We start from the raw sequence: 16,051 nt of genomic DNA, 5'->3' as shown, positions 1-16,051 counted from the left end.
AAATTTCGCATCGCGCGCTTGACAAAGGAATTTCGCCCGCTGCATGATTCGGCCGTGGGTAGAAGCGGTCGATTGAACAAGCAGCGGCGCAACGCCGCGAACGTTCATCTGGAGATTGCTCACTGACGGAGTCTCTGTCAGTGGCGCCAATCGAAGCCTTCGCCGCTCTCACAGTGCTCCCGAAACCGAGGCAGTCCGAACGGCACGCGTGTCGCCAATGCGGCAGCGCCAAGCGCCGTGGTCTGCTGCGTTCCACGTCAAGCACTGCGAGGAGAGCCCGCATGATTATCGACACAAGCTGCTACCCGACGAATCTCGTCGATCTCGCGTGGCGGCACGACGGCGACCCGTTCACCGGCGAGCGCCTGATCAAGATGATGGACGGCCCGTTCCTGATCAACGGCAAGCCGCGTCGCGTCGACAAGGCATTCATCCAGCCGCCGCAAGGCAACACGATCTACACGTACACCGACGGCGTGAAGTCGGGCAGCGAATCGATCGACGCGTACATGGCGTACACGGTCGAGATGGTGAAGCGGTATCCGGAGCGCTTCATCGGCTGCTTCGTGTACAACCCGCGCTGCGGCGTCGAGAACGGCGTCAACGCGATCGACCACTACGTGCGCAAGCTCGGCTTCAAGATGGTGCAGTTCCAGGCGAACATGCACGCGTACCGTCCGGACCGCGCGCTCGACTGGCTGCGTCCCGCGCTCGCGAAATGCGCGGAGCTCGGCGTGCTCGTGAAGCTGCACACCGGCGACGGCCCGTACAGCATCCCGACCGAGTGGGTGCCGATGATCAAGGAATTCCCGACCGTCAACTTCATCATGGCGCACTTCGGCGTGCAGACGGGCGGCGTCTACTGCTTCGAGCCGTTCCAGCTCGCGATGGACTTGCCGAACGTGTACTGCGAATCGGGCTGGTGCCTGCAGTCGCGGATCGTCGAGTTCGCGAAGGTGCTGCCGAAGCACAAGATCCTGTTCGGCTCCGACACGCCGCCGAACGAACCGGGGATGTGGCTGCGCCTGCTCGAAGTGCTGTGCTTCGAGCCGCCGCAAGGGCTCAATCTCGACGAGGAGACGCTCGAGGATTATCTGGGCAACAACACCGCCCGGATGATCGGCCTCGAACCGACGCCCGCGCCGAAGACCGTCGAAGAAGCGCACGCGCTGCTCGCGGCCTGAGCGCCCGTCCCGCCACACGAACCCGGAGCACCAGCATGATCATCGATACCCATCTGCACCCGACCAATCTCGTCGACGAGGCGTGGCGCCACACCGGCACGCCGTTTACCGGCGAGCGCCTGCTGAAGATGATGGACGGCCCGTACATCATCAACGGCAAGCCGCGCCGCATCGACATGGGCTTCATCCAGCCGCCGCCCGGCAACACCGGCTATCGCGACGGCAACCGGCGCGGCCGCGAAGGCATCCGCGACTACATGTCGTACATCGCGGAGCTCTGCCAGAAGTATCCGGACCGCTTCATCGGCAACTTCACGTTCAATCCGCGCTGGGGCCCGGAAGAGGGCGCGCTGGAACTCGAATTCCACGTGAAGGAGTACGGCTTCAAGATGCTGAAGCTGCACGCGAACATGCACGGCTACCGTCCGGACCGCGCGCTCGACTGGCTGCGCCCCGCGATGAAGATGTGCGCGAAGTACAACATCGTCGTGCTGATCCACACCGGCGACGGCCCGTACACGATTCCGACGATGTTCTATCCGATCATCCGCGAGTTCCCGATGGTGAACTTCATCATCGGACACTTCGGTATCCAGACGGGCGGCAACTACTCGTTCGAGGCGTTCTGGATGGCGATGGACACGCCGAACGTCGTCTGCGAATCGGGCTGGTGCTTCCAGTCGCGGATCGTCGAGTTCGCGCGCGAGCTGAAGCGCAGCAAGATCGTATTCGGCACCGATTCGCCGCCGAACGAGCCCGGCATGTGGCTGCGCGAGCTCGAGATGCTGTGCGGGCCCGCGCCGCAGGGGATGGATCTCGACGAGGACGGCCTCGAGGACTACATGGGCAACAACATCGCGCGCCTCGTCGGCATCAAGCCGTCGCCGCCGCCGCGCAACCTCGAGGAAGCGAAGCTGCGCCTGACCGACAGCTACGCGTCGCTCGACGACGTCGCCGCGCAGTCGTAGGCCGCGCAGGCCATGCGGCGGGCCGGTGCCTGCAGGATCCCTGTCGATCCCTGCACCGGCCCGCGATCGCAGCCGAGCGCAACGGCGCCACGCCGTTGAAAGGCTGATGACAAGGAACCCGAACCATGACATCGTCCCGTTCGTCCGCGCTCGACTGCGCCAGCGCAGATCCGCAGGACTTCCGCCATTTCCTCGCCGGCTATCGGGCCGCGCATCCCGAAGACGTGCTGACGATCCGCGAGCGCGTGAGCGCGGACCAGGAGCCGACCGCGCTCGTCTGGCAGCTCGCCGCGCAGGGCCGTCATCCGCTGCTCGCGTTCGAGCAGGTCGACGGCTGGCCCACGCCGCTCGTCACCAACGTGTTCGCGTCGAGAAAGCGCATCGCGTGGATGCTCGACGTGAACGTCAGCGCGCTGCACGCTGAATTCCAGGCGCGCAGCCGGCGGATGATGCCGCCGCGCGTCGTGTCCGACGGCCCGGTGCTCGAATCGGTCGAGACCGAGCGCGTCGATCTGACCACGATCCCGACGATCAAGCATTTCGACACGGATCGCGGCCCGTACATCACGAACGCGATCCTGATCGCCGACGACCCGGAGACGGGAATCGGCAACGCCAGCTATCACCGGTCGATGCTGCATTCGCCGACCGAGATCGCGACGAGCCTGCATTCGCGCGGCCATCTGTGGCGGATGCTGCAGCGCGCGCAGGCGCTCGGCAAGCCGCTGCCGGTCGCGATGGTGATCGGCGCGCATCCGCTGTTCATGCTCGCGGGCGCCGCGCGGCTGCCGTACGGCGTCGACGAGCGGCACGTCGCGGGCGGCCTGTTCGGCGCGCCGCTCGACGTCGTGAAGACGCCGCGCCACGGCATCGCGGTGCCCGCGTACGCCGAGTTCGTGCTCGAAGGCGTGATCGATCCGCATGCGCGCGCGGACGAAGGGCCGTTCGGCGAGTTCACCGGCTATTCGTCCGACCGCTCGACGAACAACCTGTTTCGCGTCGAGAGCGTGCTGCGCCGGCGCGATCCGCTGCTGATCGACGTGATGGGCGGCAACTCGGCCGAGCATCTGAACCTCGGCCGCATTCCGCGCGAATCGGAGATGGTCGAGAAGCTGAAGGAGCGCTTCCCGAGCGTGACCGCGGTGCACTATCCGTCGTCGGGCACGCACTTTCACGCGTACGTCGCGCTGAAGCAGTCGCGGCCCGGCGAGGCGCGCCAGGTGATGCTCGGGCTGCTCGGCTGGGATCCGTATCTGAAGAACGTCGTCGCGGTCGACGCGGATGTCGACGTCACGCGCGACGAGGAGGTGCTGTGGGCGATCGCGACGCATCTGCAGCCGCATCTCGACGTCGTGATCGTCGACGGCCTGCCGGGCAGCGCGCTCGATCCGTCCGCGTCGGGCGTCGGCACGACGTCGCGGATGGGGCTCGACGCGACGCGCGGCCCGAACTTCGACGGCGTGCGCGCGAAGATCGGCGCCGACGCGATGACACGCGCCGCACAGATGCTTGCCGCGATGCGGCCGCAGGCGTTGCGGGGCAGCCTATGAAGAAGCGCCTGATCGTCGCGATCACCGGCGCGAGCGGCGCGGTGTACGGCGTGCGGCTGCTGCAGCAGCTCGCACGAGCCGACGGCTGCGTGGCGCCCGTCGAAACGCATCTCGTGATGTCGCCGTCGGGCCTGCTGACCGCCGGCCACGAGCTCGGGATGGGGCGGCGCGACATCGAGGCGCTCGCGCACGTCGTGCACAACGTGCGCGACATCGGCGCGTCGCTCGCGAGCGGATCGTTCCGCTGCGACGGGATGGCGATCGCGCCGTGCTCGATGCGCACGCTCGCGGCGATCGCGACCGGCCTCGCGGACAACCTGATCACGCGCGCGGCCGACGTGATGCTGAAGGAGCGCCGCAAGCTCGTGCTGCTCGCGCGCGAGACGCCGCTCAATCTCGTGCATCTGCGCAACATGACGACCGTGACCGAGGCGGGCGCGATCGTGCTGCCGCCGGTGCCCGCGTTCTACAACCATCCGAAAACGGTCGACGACATCGTCGACCACACGGTCGGGCGCGTGCTCGACCTGTTCGATATCGACCACGAAGGGCTCGTCGGCCGCTGGCAGGGGCTGCGCGCCGATGCCGATGCTGCATGAGCCATTTCCCGAATCTGCTGAAGGAGCACACACGATGAGCCAGTTCAACACGCAAGCGCCGCCGGTGCCGGTCACGATCCTGACCGGTTTTCTCGGCTCGGGCAAGACGACGCTCCTGAATCACATCCTGACCGAGCGGCACGGCTACCGGATCGCGGTGATCGAGAACGAGTTCGGCGAAGTCGACGTCGATTCGGATCTCGTGATGACGTCCGACGAGGAAATCTTCCAGATGACGAACGGCTGCATCTGCTGCACGGTCGACGTGCGCACCGATCTCGTGAAGATCCTGCAGAAGCTGCTCGAACGGCCGGAGAAGTTCGATCACATCCTCGTCGAGACGAGCGGCCTCGCCGATCCGACGCCGGTGGCCGCGACGTTCTTCATGGATCACGACGTCGCGCGGCAGGTCGTGCTTGACGGCGTCGTGACGCTCGTCGACGCGCTGCACATCGAAAGCCATCTCGACGATCCGCAGCTGCGCGGGTTCGACAACCAGGCGGTCGACCAGATCGTCGCGGCCGACCGGATCATCGTGAACAAGACCGACCTCGTGGCGGACGCGGCGATCGGCGCGCTCGAAGCGCGGCTGCACAAGCTGAACGAGGGCGCGCAGATCCTGCGCTCGAATTACGCGCAGGTCGATCTGACGAAGATCCTCGGGATCGGCGGCTTCACGCCGTCGGTCGGCGCGCTCGACGCGCATGCGCATTCGCATGACGAACACGATCACGGCCACGCGCACGGCCACCATGATCACGACCACGTGTGCGACGCCAGCTGTGATCACGACCACGACGGCGATCATGACGGCCACGATCACGCGCACCGCCACGATCCGTCGGTGAGCTCGGTGTCGCTCGTGTTCGACCGGCCGTTCGACCGCGCGCGCCTCGAAGCGGGCCTGCGCGCGTTGCTCGCCGCGCAGGGCGACGACGTGTTCCGGATGAAGGGGATCTTCGACATCGCGGGCGACGACCGGCGCCACGTCGTGCAGGCGGTGCACCGGCAGCTCGACCTGCATCCGGCCGAGTCGTGGGCGGACGACACGCGCGACAGCAAGATCGTGTTCATCGGCCGCCACCTCGATCGCCAGCGGCTGAAGGTGCTGCTCGATCTGTGCGCGTCGCGTGAGCTCGCCGGCGCGGCCGCGTGATGATTCGGAGCCCGATTCAATGAGCAAACGCATCCGTCTCGGCATGCTGACGCCGTCGTCGAACACCGCGCTCGAGCCGTTGACGAGCGCGATGATCGCCGGCCTGAGCGGCGTCAGCGCGCATTTCTCGCGCTTCACGGTCACCGAGATTTCGTTGAGCGCGCAGGCGACCGGCCAGTTCGACCTCGACCCGATTCTCGCCGCCGCGCGCCTGCTCGCGGACGCGCGCGTCGACGTGATCGCGTGGAGCGGCACGTCGTCGGGCTGGCTCGGCTTCGATCGCGACGACGCGCTGTGCCGGCAGATCACGGACGCGACCGGCATCCCGGCGACGACGTCGGTGCTCGCGCTGAACGAGATCCTCGCACGCACGGGCGCGCGCCGCTTCGGCCTCGCGACACCGTACGTCGACGACGTGCAGCACAGGATCGTCGCGAACTACGCGCGGCATGGCTTCGACTGCTCGGCCGAGCGGCATCTCGGGCTGCACGTGAACCACAGCTTCGCGGATGTCGGCGAAGCGCAGCTCCGCGCGATGGTGCGCGAGCTCGCGGCCACCGAGCCGCAAGCGATCACGACGTTCTGCACGAACCTGTACGCCGCGCATCTCGTCGACGCGCTCGAGGCCGAAACCGGTATTCCGATCTACGACACGGTCGCCACCGCCGTCTGGCAATCGCTGCGGATCGCGGGCGTCGACCCGCGCGGCGTGCGCGGCTGGGGGCGGTTATTCAGCGACGTCGATTGAGCGTCGCTTCGGCCTCTACGCTGTACAGCCGCTCGACCCGGTCAGCGCTCGAACATCCGTGAGCGCAGCGCTTGCTGCGTGCCGAGCCAGACGAGCACGGCGGCGCCGGCCAGCGCGCCGCCCGCCGCGCAGACGCCGGGCCACCCGTCGGCCGCATACGCGGCGCCGGCTGCGCTCGACCCGATCGCGCCGCCGACGAAGTAGCTCGCGAGATACGTGGTCGTGATCCGGCTGCGCGCGTTCGCGTCGAGTGCATAGATCACGCTCTGGTTCGAGATGTGCAGCCCCTGCACGCCGACGTCGAGCAGCAGCACGCCCGCGACGAGCAGCGGCAGCGACGCGGCGCCGCCCGCGAGCAGCGCGAACGACAGCAGGATCGCGGCCGCGAACGCGCCGGTCGCCCGGTTCTCGTGCCCGCGATCGACGAGCCGGCCAGCCGACTGCGCGGCGAGCGCGCCGAGCACGCCGACGATTCCGAACAGGCCGATCTTTGCGTCGTCGTACGCGTACGGCGGGCGGCTCAGCACGAACGTGAGCCCGGTCCACACGACGCTGAAACACGCGAACGCGAGCGCGCCATACACGGAGCGCAGCGCGAGCAGCGGCTCGCGCCGCATCAGCCGCGCGAGCGACGCGATCAGCTCGACGTAGCGAAAGCGCGCGGCCGGCTGCGCCTGCCGCGCCTGCGTCGGCAGCACGGCCGCGAGCACCGCGGCGAGCGCGATGCCGGCCACGGCCGCGAGCGCGTAGATCGTGCGCCAGCTCGACCAGTAGGCGACGTAGCCGGCGACGATCCGCGCGAGCAGCACGCCGAGCAGCAGCCCGCTCATCACGATGCCGACCGCGCGGCCGCGCGATGCCGGCTCGGCGAGCGACGCGGCCATCGGGATCAGGATCTGCGTCGAGCACGACGTGACGCCGAGCAGGATGCAGCCGGCGGCGAACGTCGCGTAGTTCGGGCTGAACACGATCGTCAGCAGCGCGACGACGTTCGCGGCGACGAGGCGCAGCACGAGCGCGCGGCGGTCGACGACGTCGCCGAGCGGCACGATCAGCACGAACCCGCCCGCGTAGCCGAGCTGCGTAAGCGTGACGAGATAGCCGAGGTCGGCCACCGGGCGGCCGAACGCGGCCGCGATCGTCGCGAGCAGCGGCTGCGCGTAATACACGTTCGCGACGATCACGCCGCACGCGAGCGCGAACAGCGCGGCCATCCCACGCGTGAGGCGGGTGTTTTCCTGCATCGACGTCTCCGACGGCGTCATTGGTTCAATTCGGTTCAGTTCGGTTCGAATCGGCTCGGTCGGATGGTAGGAAATCCCGTTCGATATGTGAAATATCGAATCGATACCGCATTCATATGAAAAACATATCGATCGGCGCGGCCGGCGCGCGGACCTACGACAGCCGCGCCCGACGGTTTTATCTTCGCGCTTCGACCATTGAAGGCCGCGCACGACGGTTTTACCTCCGTGCTTCGACCTCTGAAGGCCGCGCCCGACGGTTTTACCTCCGCGCCCCCGAGCTCTGACGGCCGCGCCCGGCGGTTTAACCTCCGCGCGTCGACCTCCAACGGCCGAGCTCGACGGATTAACCGCCGCGCGTCGAGCTCCGACGGCCGCGCCCCCCGACCTCCGACGGCCGCGTCCGACGGTTTTACCTCCGCGCTTCGACCTCCGACGGCCGCGCTCGACGGTTTTACCTCCGCGCGTCGATCTCCGACGGTCGCGCCCGGCGGTTTTACCTCCGCGCGTCGACCTCCGACGGTCGCGCCTGACGGTTTAGCCTCCGCGCGTCGACCTCCGACGGTCGCGCCCGGCGGTTTTACCTCCACGCGTCGACCTCCGACGGCCGCGCCCGACGGTTTAACCTCCGCGCTTCGACCTCCGACGGCCGCGCCCGACGGTTTAGCCTCCGCGCCCGGGCCACCGACCGCCGCGCTTGTTTTGCTTACAACCGCCGGCTATCGTCAAGCCGCTTTGGCCAGCAGGAGCCTTCATGCGAAAGTCCTGGGCGGCGGGGTGGCGATGTCGACGGATGCGCTCAAATAGAGTTTCACGAAGCAGGTCGTAACGAGCCAGCATTTGCCAATTAGGGTGATTTCCGGATTTAATGCGACATATCGCGCGCCGCGATCGGCGCGCACAGGTCTGCCAGCGCCCAGTGCCGGGCGCTCGCGGCGGCGGGTGGCGTCGGCGCCCGACCAATACGAGCCAGGATATCGAGGGGGAGCGATTGGAGTTTTATCCGCGGATTTAGCGCTTTCGTATTCGCGTTGCGTGACGTTGTCACCGGAATAGTGAAACGGAGCCGCCCATGAAAAAGCCGGTCGTATCGTTTGCCGTATCCGCCGTTGCCGTTGTTGTCGCGGGCTATGCCGCCTGCCTGTCGGCCGCCACCGGTGCCACTGCGCCAGCACCCGCCATCGCCGCCACGGCACCGGCGTCCGCCATCGCCGCCGCACCGAGCGCGCTCGGCGCCGCGCCGCCCGCATCCGCCATACCCGCGGGGCCGGCCGTCACCGCGCAATTGCCGTTCGCGACGCTCGGCGCGTTCGAGCCGCTGCGGCTGCGCGGCGCCGACGACGCGCGTACCGTCAACGTCGGCGTGCGGCTCGACCGCGTCGTCACCGCCGCGCGGCTGCGGCTGACCTACGCGTATTCGCCGTCGCTCGTGTTCCCGATGTCGCACCTGAAAGTGTCGATCAACGGCGAGGTGGTCGCGACGGTGCCGTTCGACGCCGCGCACGCGGGCCGCCCGGTCACGCAGGACATTCCGATCGACCCGCGCTTCTTCTCCGACTTCAACCAGATCGGGCTGAGGCTGATCGCGCATTACACGCTCGATCACTGCGAGGATCCGTCGAATTCGTCGCTGTGGGCCGACGTGAGCCCGACGAGCGCGCTGATTCTCGACGAATCCGAAGTCAAGCTGCCGAACGATCTCGCGCTGCTGCCCGCGCCGTTCTTCGATCGCCGCGACAACGGGCTCGTGCGCGTGCCGTTCGTGCTGCCCGCGTCGCCGGATACCGCGACGCTGCGCAGCGCGGGCGTGCTCGCGTCGTGGTTCGGCGCGCTCGCCGACTACCGGCACGCGCGCTTCCCGGTGTCGGCGACGTTGCCGGCCGACGATCAGGCGGTCGTGATCGGCACCGCGTCGACGCTGCCGGCCGGACTGTCGCTGCCGGCCATCAACGGCCCGACGCTCGCGATCGCCGACAACCCGGCCGCGCCCGGCCGCAAGCTGCTGCTCGTGACCGGCCGCACGGCGGCCGAGGTCGACGACGCGGTCGACACGCTCGTGCTCGGCCGCGCGGCGCTGTCGGGGCCGTCCGCGACGGTCGCGCACGTCGATCTCGGTGCGCCGCGCAAGCCATACGACGCGCCGCGCTGGCTGCCGACCGATCGCCCGGTGACGTTCCGCGAACTGGTGTCGGATCCGCACGACCTCGAGGTGCGCGGCACGTCGCCGGAGCCGATCCGGCTGAATCTGCGCGTGCCGGCCGACCTGCATTCGTGGAACGGCTCCGGCGTGCCGATCGCGCTGCGCTACCGCTACACGGCGCCCGTCGCGCAGGACGACTCGACGCTCGCGGTCGAGATCAACGAGCAGCTCGTGAAGTCGTACCGGCTCGCGCCGGCGCGCGCGGAGGACGCGCGCGGCCGCCTGCAACTGCCGCTGCTGTCGGTGCCGGACGGGCGCGTGACGAGCGACGTCGACATCCCGGCGTTCCGCGTCGGCAGCGGCAACCAGCTGCAGCTTCGCTTCACGCTCGACTCGCAGCGCACCGGGCTGTGCTCGGCGGGGGCGGTCGAGCCGCAGCAGGCGGCCGTCGATCCCGATTCGACGATCGACTTCTCGCACTTCGTTCACTACGCGCAATTGCCGAACCTCGCGTATTTCGCGAACAGCGGCTTCCCGTTCACGCGCTATGCGGACCTGTCGGAGACCGCGGTCGTGCTCGGCGACAAGCCGTCGCCGCAGGAGCTCGAAGCGTATCTGACGATGCTCGGCCACATGGGCGAATGGACCGGTTTTCCGGCGCTGCGCGTGCAGGTCGTGCGGCCCGGCGACGCAGCCGCGATCGTGAAGAAGGATCTGCTCGTGATCGACGGCACCGCGTCGTTCCCGCTGCTCGAGCGCTGGCGCGCGTCGCTGCCGCTCGTGATCGGCGAGCGGGCGGGCGTGGGTGGCACGCGCGTCGCGTTCTCGATCAACGAGCGCTGGCGCAACGGCGCGGGCATGCCGGATGGCGGCGCGCGGCTCGAGCAGAACGGCGCGCTCGCGGCGCTGCTCGGCTTCGAGCTACCGGGCAGCCGCGGGCGCAGCGTCGTCGCGCTGACGGCGACCGATCGCGCGCATCTCGGCGAATTGCTCGACGCGTTCCAGAAGCCGGGCCTCATCGCGAAATTCCAGGGCGACGTCGCGCTGGTGCACGGTGACGAGATCGACAGTGCACGCGTCGCGGAACCGTACGTCGTCGGCTTCGTGCCGTGGTATGCGCGGTTGTGGACGCATGCGGCGCGGCATCCGGTCGCGCTCGGCGTGATCGGCGTCGCGGCCGGCCTGCTGCTCGCGCTCGGCGTGTTCAGCGTGCTGCAGCGGATCGCCGCGCGCCGCCGGGGGATCTGACGGATGGCGGCGGATACGGGATCGCGGCGCATCGGCGACGGCCTTCAAGTCGGGCTCCGCGCCGGCCTCGTCGCGCTCTCGGTCGTGGCCGCGCAGGCGGCCGGTGCGGCGTCGTCCGGCGCGGCTGCGAGCGCTACCGCCAACGCTGCCGCCAGTGCGTCCGCGAACGGCGGGTCCACGAACGGCGCGCCCACGAACGGCGCGTCGACGAACGGCGCATCGTGCACGGCCGCCTGGCCGCGCTGGGACACCTTCAAGCGCGATTTCGTGTCGCCGGACGGCCGCGTGATCGACGTCGGCTCCGCCGACTCGCGCACGGTGTCGGAAGGGCAGGCGTACGGGCTCTTTTTCGCGCTGGTCGCGAACGATCGGCCGGCGTTCGACGCGATCCTGCGCTGGACCGAGAACAATCTCGCGCAGGGCGACCTGAGCTCCCATCTGCCCGCGTGGCTGTGGGGCCGCGCGCCGGACGGCGCGTGGCGCGTGCTCGACGCGAATGCCGCATCGGACGCCGATCTGTGGATCGCGTACGCGCTCGTCGAGGCGGGCCGTCTGTGGGGCGAGCGCAGCTACACGGCGCGCGGGATCACGCTCGCGAAGCGCGTGCTCGACGACGAGACGGCGGATCTGCCGGGCCTCGGCGTCACGCTGCTGCCGGGGCCGGCGGGGTTCCGGACGGGCTCCGGCCAATGGCGGCTCAATCCGAGCTACGTGCCGCCGCAGGTGATCCGCGCACTCGGCGCGCGCGTGCCCGACGATCCGCGCTGGCGCACGCTCGCCGCGAGCAGCGCGCGCGTGCTGCTCGACACCGCGCCGAAGGGCTTCGCGCCGGACTGGGCCGCGTACCGCGCGGGCACAGGTTTCGCGCCCGATCCGGATACGCATGCGCAAGGCGCGTACGACGCGATCCGCGTCTATCTGTGGGCCGGCATGCTCGATCCGCGCGATCCGCTCGCGGCGCCGCTGCTCGCACGCTTCGCGCCGTTCGCCGACGCCATCGCCGCGCACGGCGCGCCGCCGGAAAAAGTCGACACGACGACGGGCATGGCCGCTCCGAACGACGGTAACGGCGGCTTTTCGGCGGCGGCGGTGCCGTTTCTCGACGCGCGCGGCCAGCGCGCGCTCGCGGACGCACAGGCGGCGCGCGCCGACGCGCTCGCGCGGCAGACGCCGCCCGGCTACTACACGAGCGTGCTGACGCTGTTCGGCCTTGGCTGGCACGACGCGCGCTACCGGTTCGCCGCGGACGGCGCGCTCGACGTGTTCTGGAGGCATCCGTCATGCGCGGCCCGCTGAAGCGCGCCGTCGGGCTCGCGTGGCTCGCGTCGTCGGCCTGCGCGGCCGCGCAGACCGCGCCGGCCGCGCAGACCGCGTCCGTGCCCGCATCCGGCGTGTCCGGCGCGACGCCCGACGTCGCCAACGCGCGGCGCCTGCTCGCGACCGCGCGGATGTGGCAGGACAAGCACCGCGGCGACCTCGCGCGCGACGCGATCCGCAAGGCGCTGCTGATCGCGCCCGGCGATCCGGCGCTGCTCGGCGAGCAGGTACGGATTCTGCTGAGCCTTGGCGACGCGGCCGGCGCGCAGACCGCGCTCGCGCGGCTGAAGGCGGTCGCGCCGAACGCGCCGGCGACGCTGCGCGCCGACGACGAATACCGGGTCGAGACGAGCGGCCGGCAGGAGATGGCGCAGATTCGCTTGCTGTCGCGCAGCGGCCACGACGACGAGGCCGCGCGGCGGCTCGTCACGCTGTTTCCGCACGGCGCGCCGGCGGGCGCGCTCGGCGCGGAGTACTACCAGATCCTGTCGGGCGCGGCGGGCGGGCGCGACCCGGCGATCGCTTCGCTGCGCCGCACGGTCGCCGACGATCCGTCCGACACCGTGGCCGCGCTCGCGCTCGCGCGCCTGCTGAACGAGCGCGACGCGACGCGCGGCGACGCGAACCGGATCGCCGAGGCGCTCGCGCAGCGGCCCGACGTCGATCATGCGGAGGCGATGTCGGTGTGGCGCCGCGTGCTGCAGGCGGCGGGCACGGACCCCGCGTACCTCGATGCGATGCGCGCGTATCTGGCGCGCGTGCCCGACGACAGCGAGTTCCACGACAGGATCGCGGCGATGGAGCAGCGGCGCGACGCGCAAATGCGCGCCGCGCGCGATCCGGGCTATGTCGCCGAGCAGCGCGGGCTGAAGGCGCTCGAGCGCGGCGATCTCGCGGCGGCCGGCCCGCTGCTCGAGCAAGCCGCGCTCGCGCGCGCAAACGATGTCGACGCGATCGGCGCGCTCGGGCTCGTGCGGTTGCGCGAAGGGCGGCACGACGAAGCGCGCGCGTTGTTCGCGCGCGCGGCGGCGCTCGCGCCGGATCAGCGCGGGAAATGGGACAGCCTCGCGCGAACCGCGCAGTTCTGGGGAACGCTCGCGCAGGGCCGCGCGGCTGCATCGGCGGGGCGGCCGCGGGACGCCGAGCGCGCCGCGCGCGCGGCACTCGCGATGCAGCCGGAGAGCGCCGACGCAAAGCTGCTGCTCGCGGACGCGCTGCTCGCCCAGCACGACTGGGCGGGCGCGGAGCCGCTGCTGCGCGGACTGCTGGCCGCACGCACGCCGAACGTGTCGGCCGTGCGCGATGAAACGATCCTCTACGAAAACACTGGCCGCGCGGATCAAATCGGGCCGTTGCTGGACGCGCTGCAGCGCCGCGCGACGGGTCAGGACGACCGGCGCGCGCTCGAAGGCCTGCGTGCGGACCGCCTGACGAAAGAGGCACAGGCGCTCGCGGACAAAGGCGAGCGCGGGCCGGCCGCCGAGCGCTACGAAGCGGCGCTGCGCGCGGCGCCTGACGCACCGTGGACGCGTTTCGCGCTCGCGAGGCTCTACCGCGACATGGGGCTGCCGCAGCTCGGCCGCGCTGTGATGGACGAGGGGCTCGCGCGCACCGACACGCCCGACATGCACTACGCGAGCGCGCTGTATCGCAATTCACTCGACGACGTCGAGGGTGCGCAGGCCGCGCTCGCGCCGGTTGCCGACGCGCAGCGCAGCGACGGGATGCGTGCGCTCGCGCACCGGCTCGACGCGGAGCAAGCGCTCGCCGATGCGCGTCGCGCGTTCGCGAGCGGCGATCGCGCGGCGGCCGACGCGGCGCTGACGCGCGCGCTGACGGCGGCACCGGACGATCCCGACATGCTCGCGGCGGCCGGCGCGCAATGGATCGACGCGGGCGATGCGCCGCGCGGCCTCGCACCGCTGAAGCGCTGGATCGATGCGCATCCGCGCCAGGCCGATGCGGACGCGCAACTGCCGGACGCGCAACTACCGGATGCGCAACTGCGGGACGTGCAACTGCGTGATGCGCAACTACGTTATGGCGATCTGCTCGGCAGCGCGGGGCGGGACGACGAATGGGCCGCGTGGCTCGATGCGCTGCGCGGCACGCCGAACCTGACCGCCGCGCAGACCGCGCGACTGGAGGATCAGTCGCTGCGGCTCGCGCTGCGCGAGACCGACGATGCGCTTGCGCACGGCGATGACGCGCTCGCGCGCAAGCGGCTCGATCGCGTGAGCGCCGCTGGCCGCGCGGACCCGCGCTACGCGCTCGAAGTCGCGGAGCTCGAGCGCGCGCAGGGTCGCTACGCGGCCGCGCGCGCGGCGCTCGCGCCGGTGCTCGCGCGCACGCCGGACGATCCCGCCGCGCGGCTCGCGCTCGCGCGGATCCTCGAAGACAGCGGCGATCGCGCGGGCGCGCGCGCCGAGGTGCACGCGGTGCTCGACCATGCGCCGGCCGACGACGTCGACACGCGGCTGTCGGCGGTCCGGCGGCTCACCGCCTTGCGCGATGCCGACGACGCCGCGCGGATCACCGATGCGCTGCGCGCCGCGTATCCGGCGCGCGCGGACGTGACGGTCGCCGCGGGCCGCGTCGCGCAGACGCAGGGCCGCTACGCCGACGCGGCCGCGCTGTACCGCGCATCGCTCGTGCAGGAGCGCGCGGCGCCGCCCGACGTGAACCGCGACGGCCGCACGCCCGCGCAGGCCGCGCTCGCGGATCTCGAGCAGCGCCGCGACCCGGAGATCGAGACCGGCTGGCTGCCCGCGTACAAGTCCGGCGACCAGGGCATTTCCGCGTACCGCGCGCAGCAGGTGCCGGTCTACGTGCAGGTGCCGTACCGCTACGACGGCCATCTGTTCCTGCATCTCGACGCGGTGCATCTCGACGCGGGCACCGTCGATACCCGCAATCCGGCCGCGTACGCGCTGAACACGTTCGCGACGTATCCGGCGCTCGTGTCGCCGAGCGCGTCGCCACCGGGCTCGCTGCACGAGTCGGCGACGGGCGTCGGGCTCGGCGCCGGCTACCGGTCGGACGCGTGGCGCGTCGACGTCGGCACGTCGCCGCTCGGTTTCCCGGTCCATTACCTGGTCGGCGGCGTGCGCTACCAGTTCGACGCGGGGCCGGCGAGCCTGTCGGTCGACGCGTCGCGCCGGCCGGAGACGAGCAGCGAACTGTCGTACGCGGGGCTGCGCGATCCGTGGACCGGCGCGGTCTGGGGCGGCGTGCGCCGCGACGGTATCGATCTGCACGCGGGTGCCGACATCGGCCCGGTGAACCTGTTCGCCGATCTCGGCGCGGGCGTGCTGACCGGCCGCAACGTCGAGCGCAACGCGGCGGTGACGCTGCGCACCGGCTTCATGGCGCCCGTGTACCGCACCGCGAACATGCGGATCAGCACCGGGCTCGTCGGCAGCGCGTGGCACTACGCGCAGAATCTGCGCTTCTACACGTACGGGCAGGGCGGCTACTACAGCCCGCAGCGCTATCTGTCGCTCGGCGTGCCGATCGAGTGGGCCGGCCATCGCGACGCGCTCGCGTGGGATCTGACCGTGACGGGCGGCATCTCGAACAGCTACGAGAAGAATTCGCCGTACTTCCCCGTCGGGCTGCCGAACGTCGCCGGGCTGCAGTCCGCGCAGGCGCTCGCGGGGCGCGTGTACGGCGGCAGCTCGACGAACGGCGTCGCGTTCTGGTACGGCGTGAACGGGGCCGTCGAGTATCGCGTCGACGCGCATCTGAGCATCGGCGCGCAGCTCAGCATCGACCGCTCGCACGACTACGCGCCGAGCTCCGCGCTGCTGTATCTGCGCTATGCGTTCGACGCGCGCGACAGGCGCGGCGGCTTGTCCCCGCAACCGGTGCGTCTCTATTCGAGTTATTGATGGAGCC

At 70.4% G+C, this 16,051-nt stretch carries 10 protein-coding genes; 9 read left to right on the top strand and 1 reads right to left on the bottom strand.

Features of this window, described 5'->3' with window-relative positions:
* Positions 1–281 precede the first annotated feature (281 nt).
* The 6 genes from HZI36_RS21615 to HZI36_RS21590 all read left to right on the top strand — a co-directional run bounded on the left by HZI36_RS21615 (position 282) and on the right by HZI36_RS21590 (position 6,205).
* Positions 282–1,184 (top strand): amidohydrolase family protein, encoded by a 903-nt coding sequence (locus tag HZI36_RS21615; RefSeq protein WP_179404705.1) that lies wholly within the window; start codon positions 282–284, stop codon positions 1,182–1,184.
* A gap of 35 nt (positions 1,185–1,219) precedes the next feature.
* Positions 1,220–2,152: an amidohydrolase family protein gene (locus HZI36_RS21610; RefSeq protein WP_179404704.1), complete on the top strand. Its 933-nt coding sequence runs from the start codon at positions 1,220–1,222 to the stop codon at positions 2,150–2,152.
* Between the two features lie 125 nt (positions 2,153–2,277).
* Complete coding sequence (locus HZI36_RS21605) at positions 2,278–3,702, top strand: UbiD family decarboxylase (protein ID WP_179404703.1); 1,425 nt, start codon at positions 2,278–2,280, stop codon at positions 3,700–3,702.
* Positions 3,699–4,301 carry a UbiX family flavin prenyltransferase gene (locus tag HZI36_RS21600; RefSeq protein ID WP_179404702.1) on the top strand — a complete coding sequence of 201 codons (603 nt, stop codon included), beginning with the start codon at positions 3,699–3,701 and terminating at the stop codon, positions 4,299–4,301. Before HZI36_RS21605 ends, HZI36_RS21600 begins: the two co-directional genes overlap by 4 nt.
* 34 nt (positions 4,302–4,335) lie before the next feature.
* A complete protein-coding gene (locus HZI36_RS21595) occupies positions 4,336–5,457 on the top strand; it encodes a CobW family GTP-binding protein (RefSeq protein ID WP_179404701.1) in 1,122 nt (373 codons plus the stop codon).
* A 19-nt stretch (positions 5,458–5,476) separates the two neighbouring features.
* Positions 5,477–6,205: a maleate cis-trans isomerase family protein gene (locus HZI36_RS21590; RefSeq protein WP_179404700.1), complete on the top strand. Its 729-nt coding sequence runs from the start codon at positions 5,477–5,479 to the stop codon at positions 6,203–6,205.
* A 41-nt stretch (positions 6,206–6,246) separates the two neighbouring features.
* Here HZI36_RS21590 and HZI36_RS21585 read toward each other — a convergent pair whose 3' ends face one another.
* The gene (locus HZI36_RS21585; protein WP_246327166.1) at positions 6,247–7,449 is read right to left on the bottom strand and encodes an MFS transporter; all 1,203 of its coding nucleotides are present in this window, start codon (positions 7,447–7,449) and stop codon (positions 6,247–6,249) included.
* A 1,072-nt stretch (positions 7,450–8,521) separates the two neighbouring features.
* Between HZI36_RS21585 and bcsB the strand changes: the two genes are divergently transcribed.
* The 3 genes from bcsB to HZI36_RS21570 are packed head-to-tail and all read left to right on the top strand — an operon-like array spanning position 8,522 to position 16,044.
* Positions 8,522–10,837, top strand: a complete 2,316-nt coding sequence (gene bcsB, locus HZI36_RS21580) for a cellulose biosynthesis cyclic di-GMP-binding regulatory protein BcsB (RefSeq protein ID WP_179404699.1) — start codon at positions 8,522–8,524, stop codon at positions 10,835–10,837.
* A gap of 3 nt (positions 10,838–10,840) precedes the next feature.
* Entirely contained in the window at positions 10,841–12,133 is a 1,293-nt protein-coding gene (bcsZ, locus tag HZI36_RS21575) for a cellulose synthase complex periplasmic endoglucanase BcsZ (RefSeq protein WP_218884155.1), read from the top strand.
* Positions 12,118–16,044: a cellulose synthase subunit BcsC-related outer membrane protein gene (locus HZI36_RS21570; protein WP_179404698.1), complete on the top strand. Its 3,927-nt coding sequence runs from the start codon at positions 12,118–12,120 to the stop codon at positions 16,042–16,044. Before bcsZ ends, HZI36_RS21570 begins: the two co-directional genes overlap by 16 nt.
* Positions 16,045–16,051 lie beyond the last annotated feature (7 nt).

The organism is Burkholderia guangdongensis (genome assembly GCF_013403875.1).
GTDB classification, from domain to species: domain Bacteria; phylum Pseudomonadota; class Gammaproteobacteria; order Burkholderiales; family Burkholderiaceae; genus Burkholderia; species Burkholderia guangdongensis.
Note: the sequence above shows the minus strand (reverse complement) of the source record. Positions and strands in the feature narration are given on the sequence as shown.

Excerpts from the sequence above, each read along its gene's own strand:
- HZI36_RS21615 (WP_179404705.1), top strand. The coding sequence starts at position 282 with ATGATTATCGACACAAGCTGCTACCCGACGAATCTCGTCGATCTCGCG.
- HZI36_RS21610 (WP_179404704.1), top strand. The coding sequence starts at position 1,220 with ATGATCATCGATACCCATCTGCACCCGACCAATCTCGTCGACGAGGCG.
- HZI36_RS21590 (WP_179404700.1), top strand. The coding sequence starts at position 5,477 with ATGAGCAAACGCATCCGTCTCGGCATGCTGACGCCGTCGTCGAACACC.
- bcsZ (WP_218884155.1), top strand. The coding sequence starts at position 10,841 with ATGGCGGCGGATACGGGATCGCGGCGCATCGGCGACGGCCTTCAAGTC.
- bcsB (WP_179404699.1), top strand. The coding sequence starts at position 8,522 with ATGAAAAAGCCGGTCGTATCGTTTGCCGTATCCGCCGTTGCCGTTGTT.
- HZI36_RS21570 (WP_179404698.1), top strand. The coding sequence starts at position 12,118 with ATGCGCGGCCCGCTGAAGCGCGCCGTCGGGCTCGCGTGGCTCGCGTCG.
- HZI36_RS21585 (WP_246327166.1), bottom strand. The coding sequence starts at position 7,449 with ATGCAGGAAAACACCCGCCTCACGCGTGGGATGGCCGCGCTGTTCGCG.
- HZI36_RS21600 (WP_179404702.1), top strand. The coding sequence starts at position 3,699 with ATGAAGAAGCGCCTGATCGTCGCGATCACCGGCGCGAGCGGCGCGGTG.
- HZI36_RS21605 (WP_179404703.1), top strand. The coding sequence starts at position 2,278 with ATGACATCGTCCCGTTCGTCCGCGCTCGACTGCGCCAGCGCAGATCCG.
- HZI36_RS21595 (WP_179404701.1), top strand. The coding sequence starts at position 4,336 with ATGAGCCAGTTCAACACGCAAGCGCCGCCGGTGCCGGTCACGATCCTG.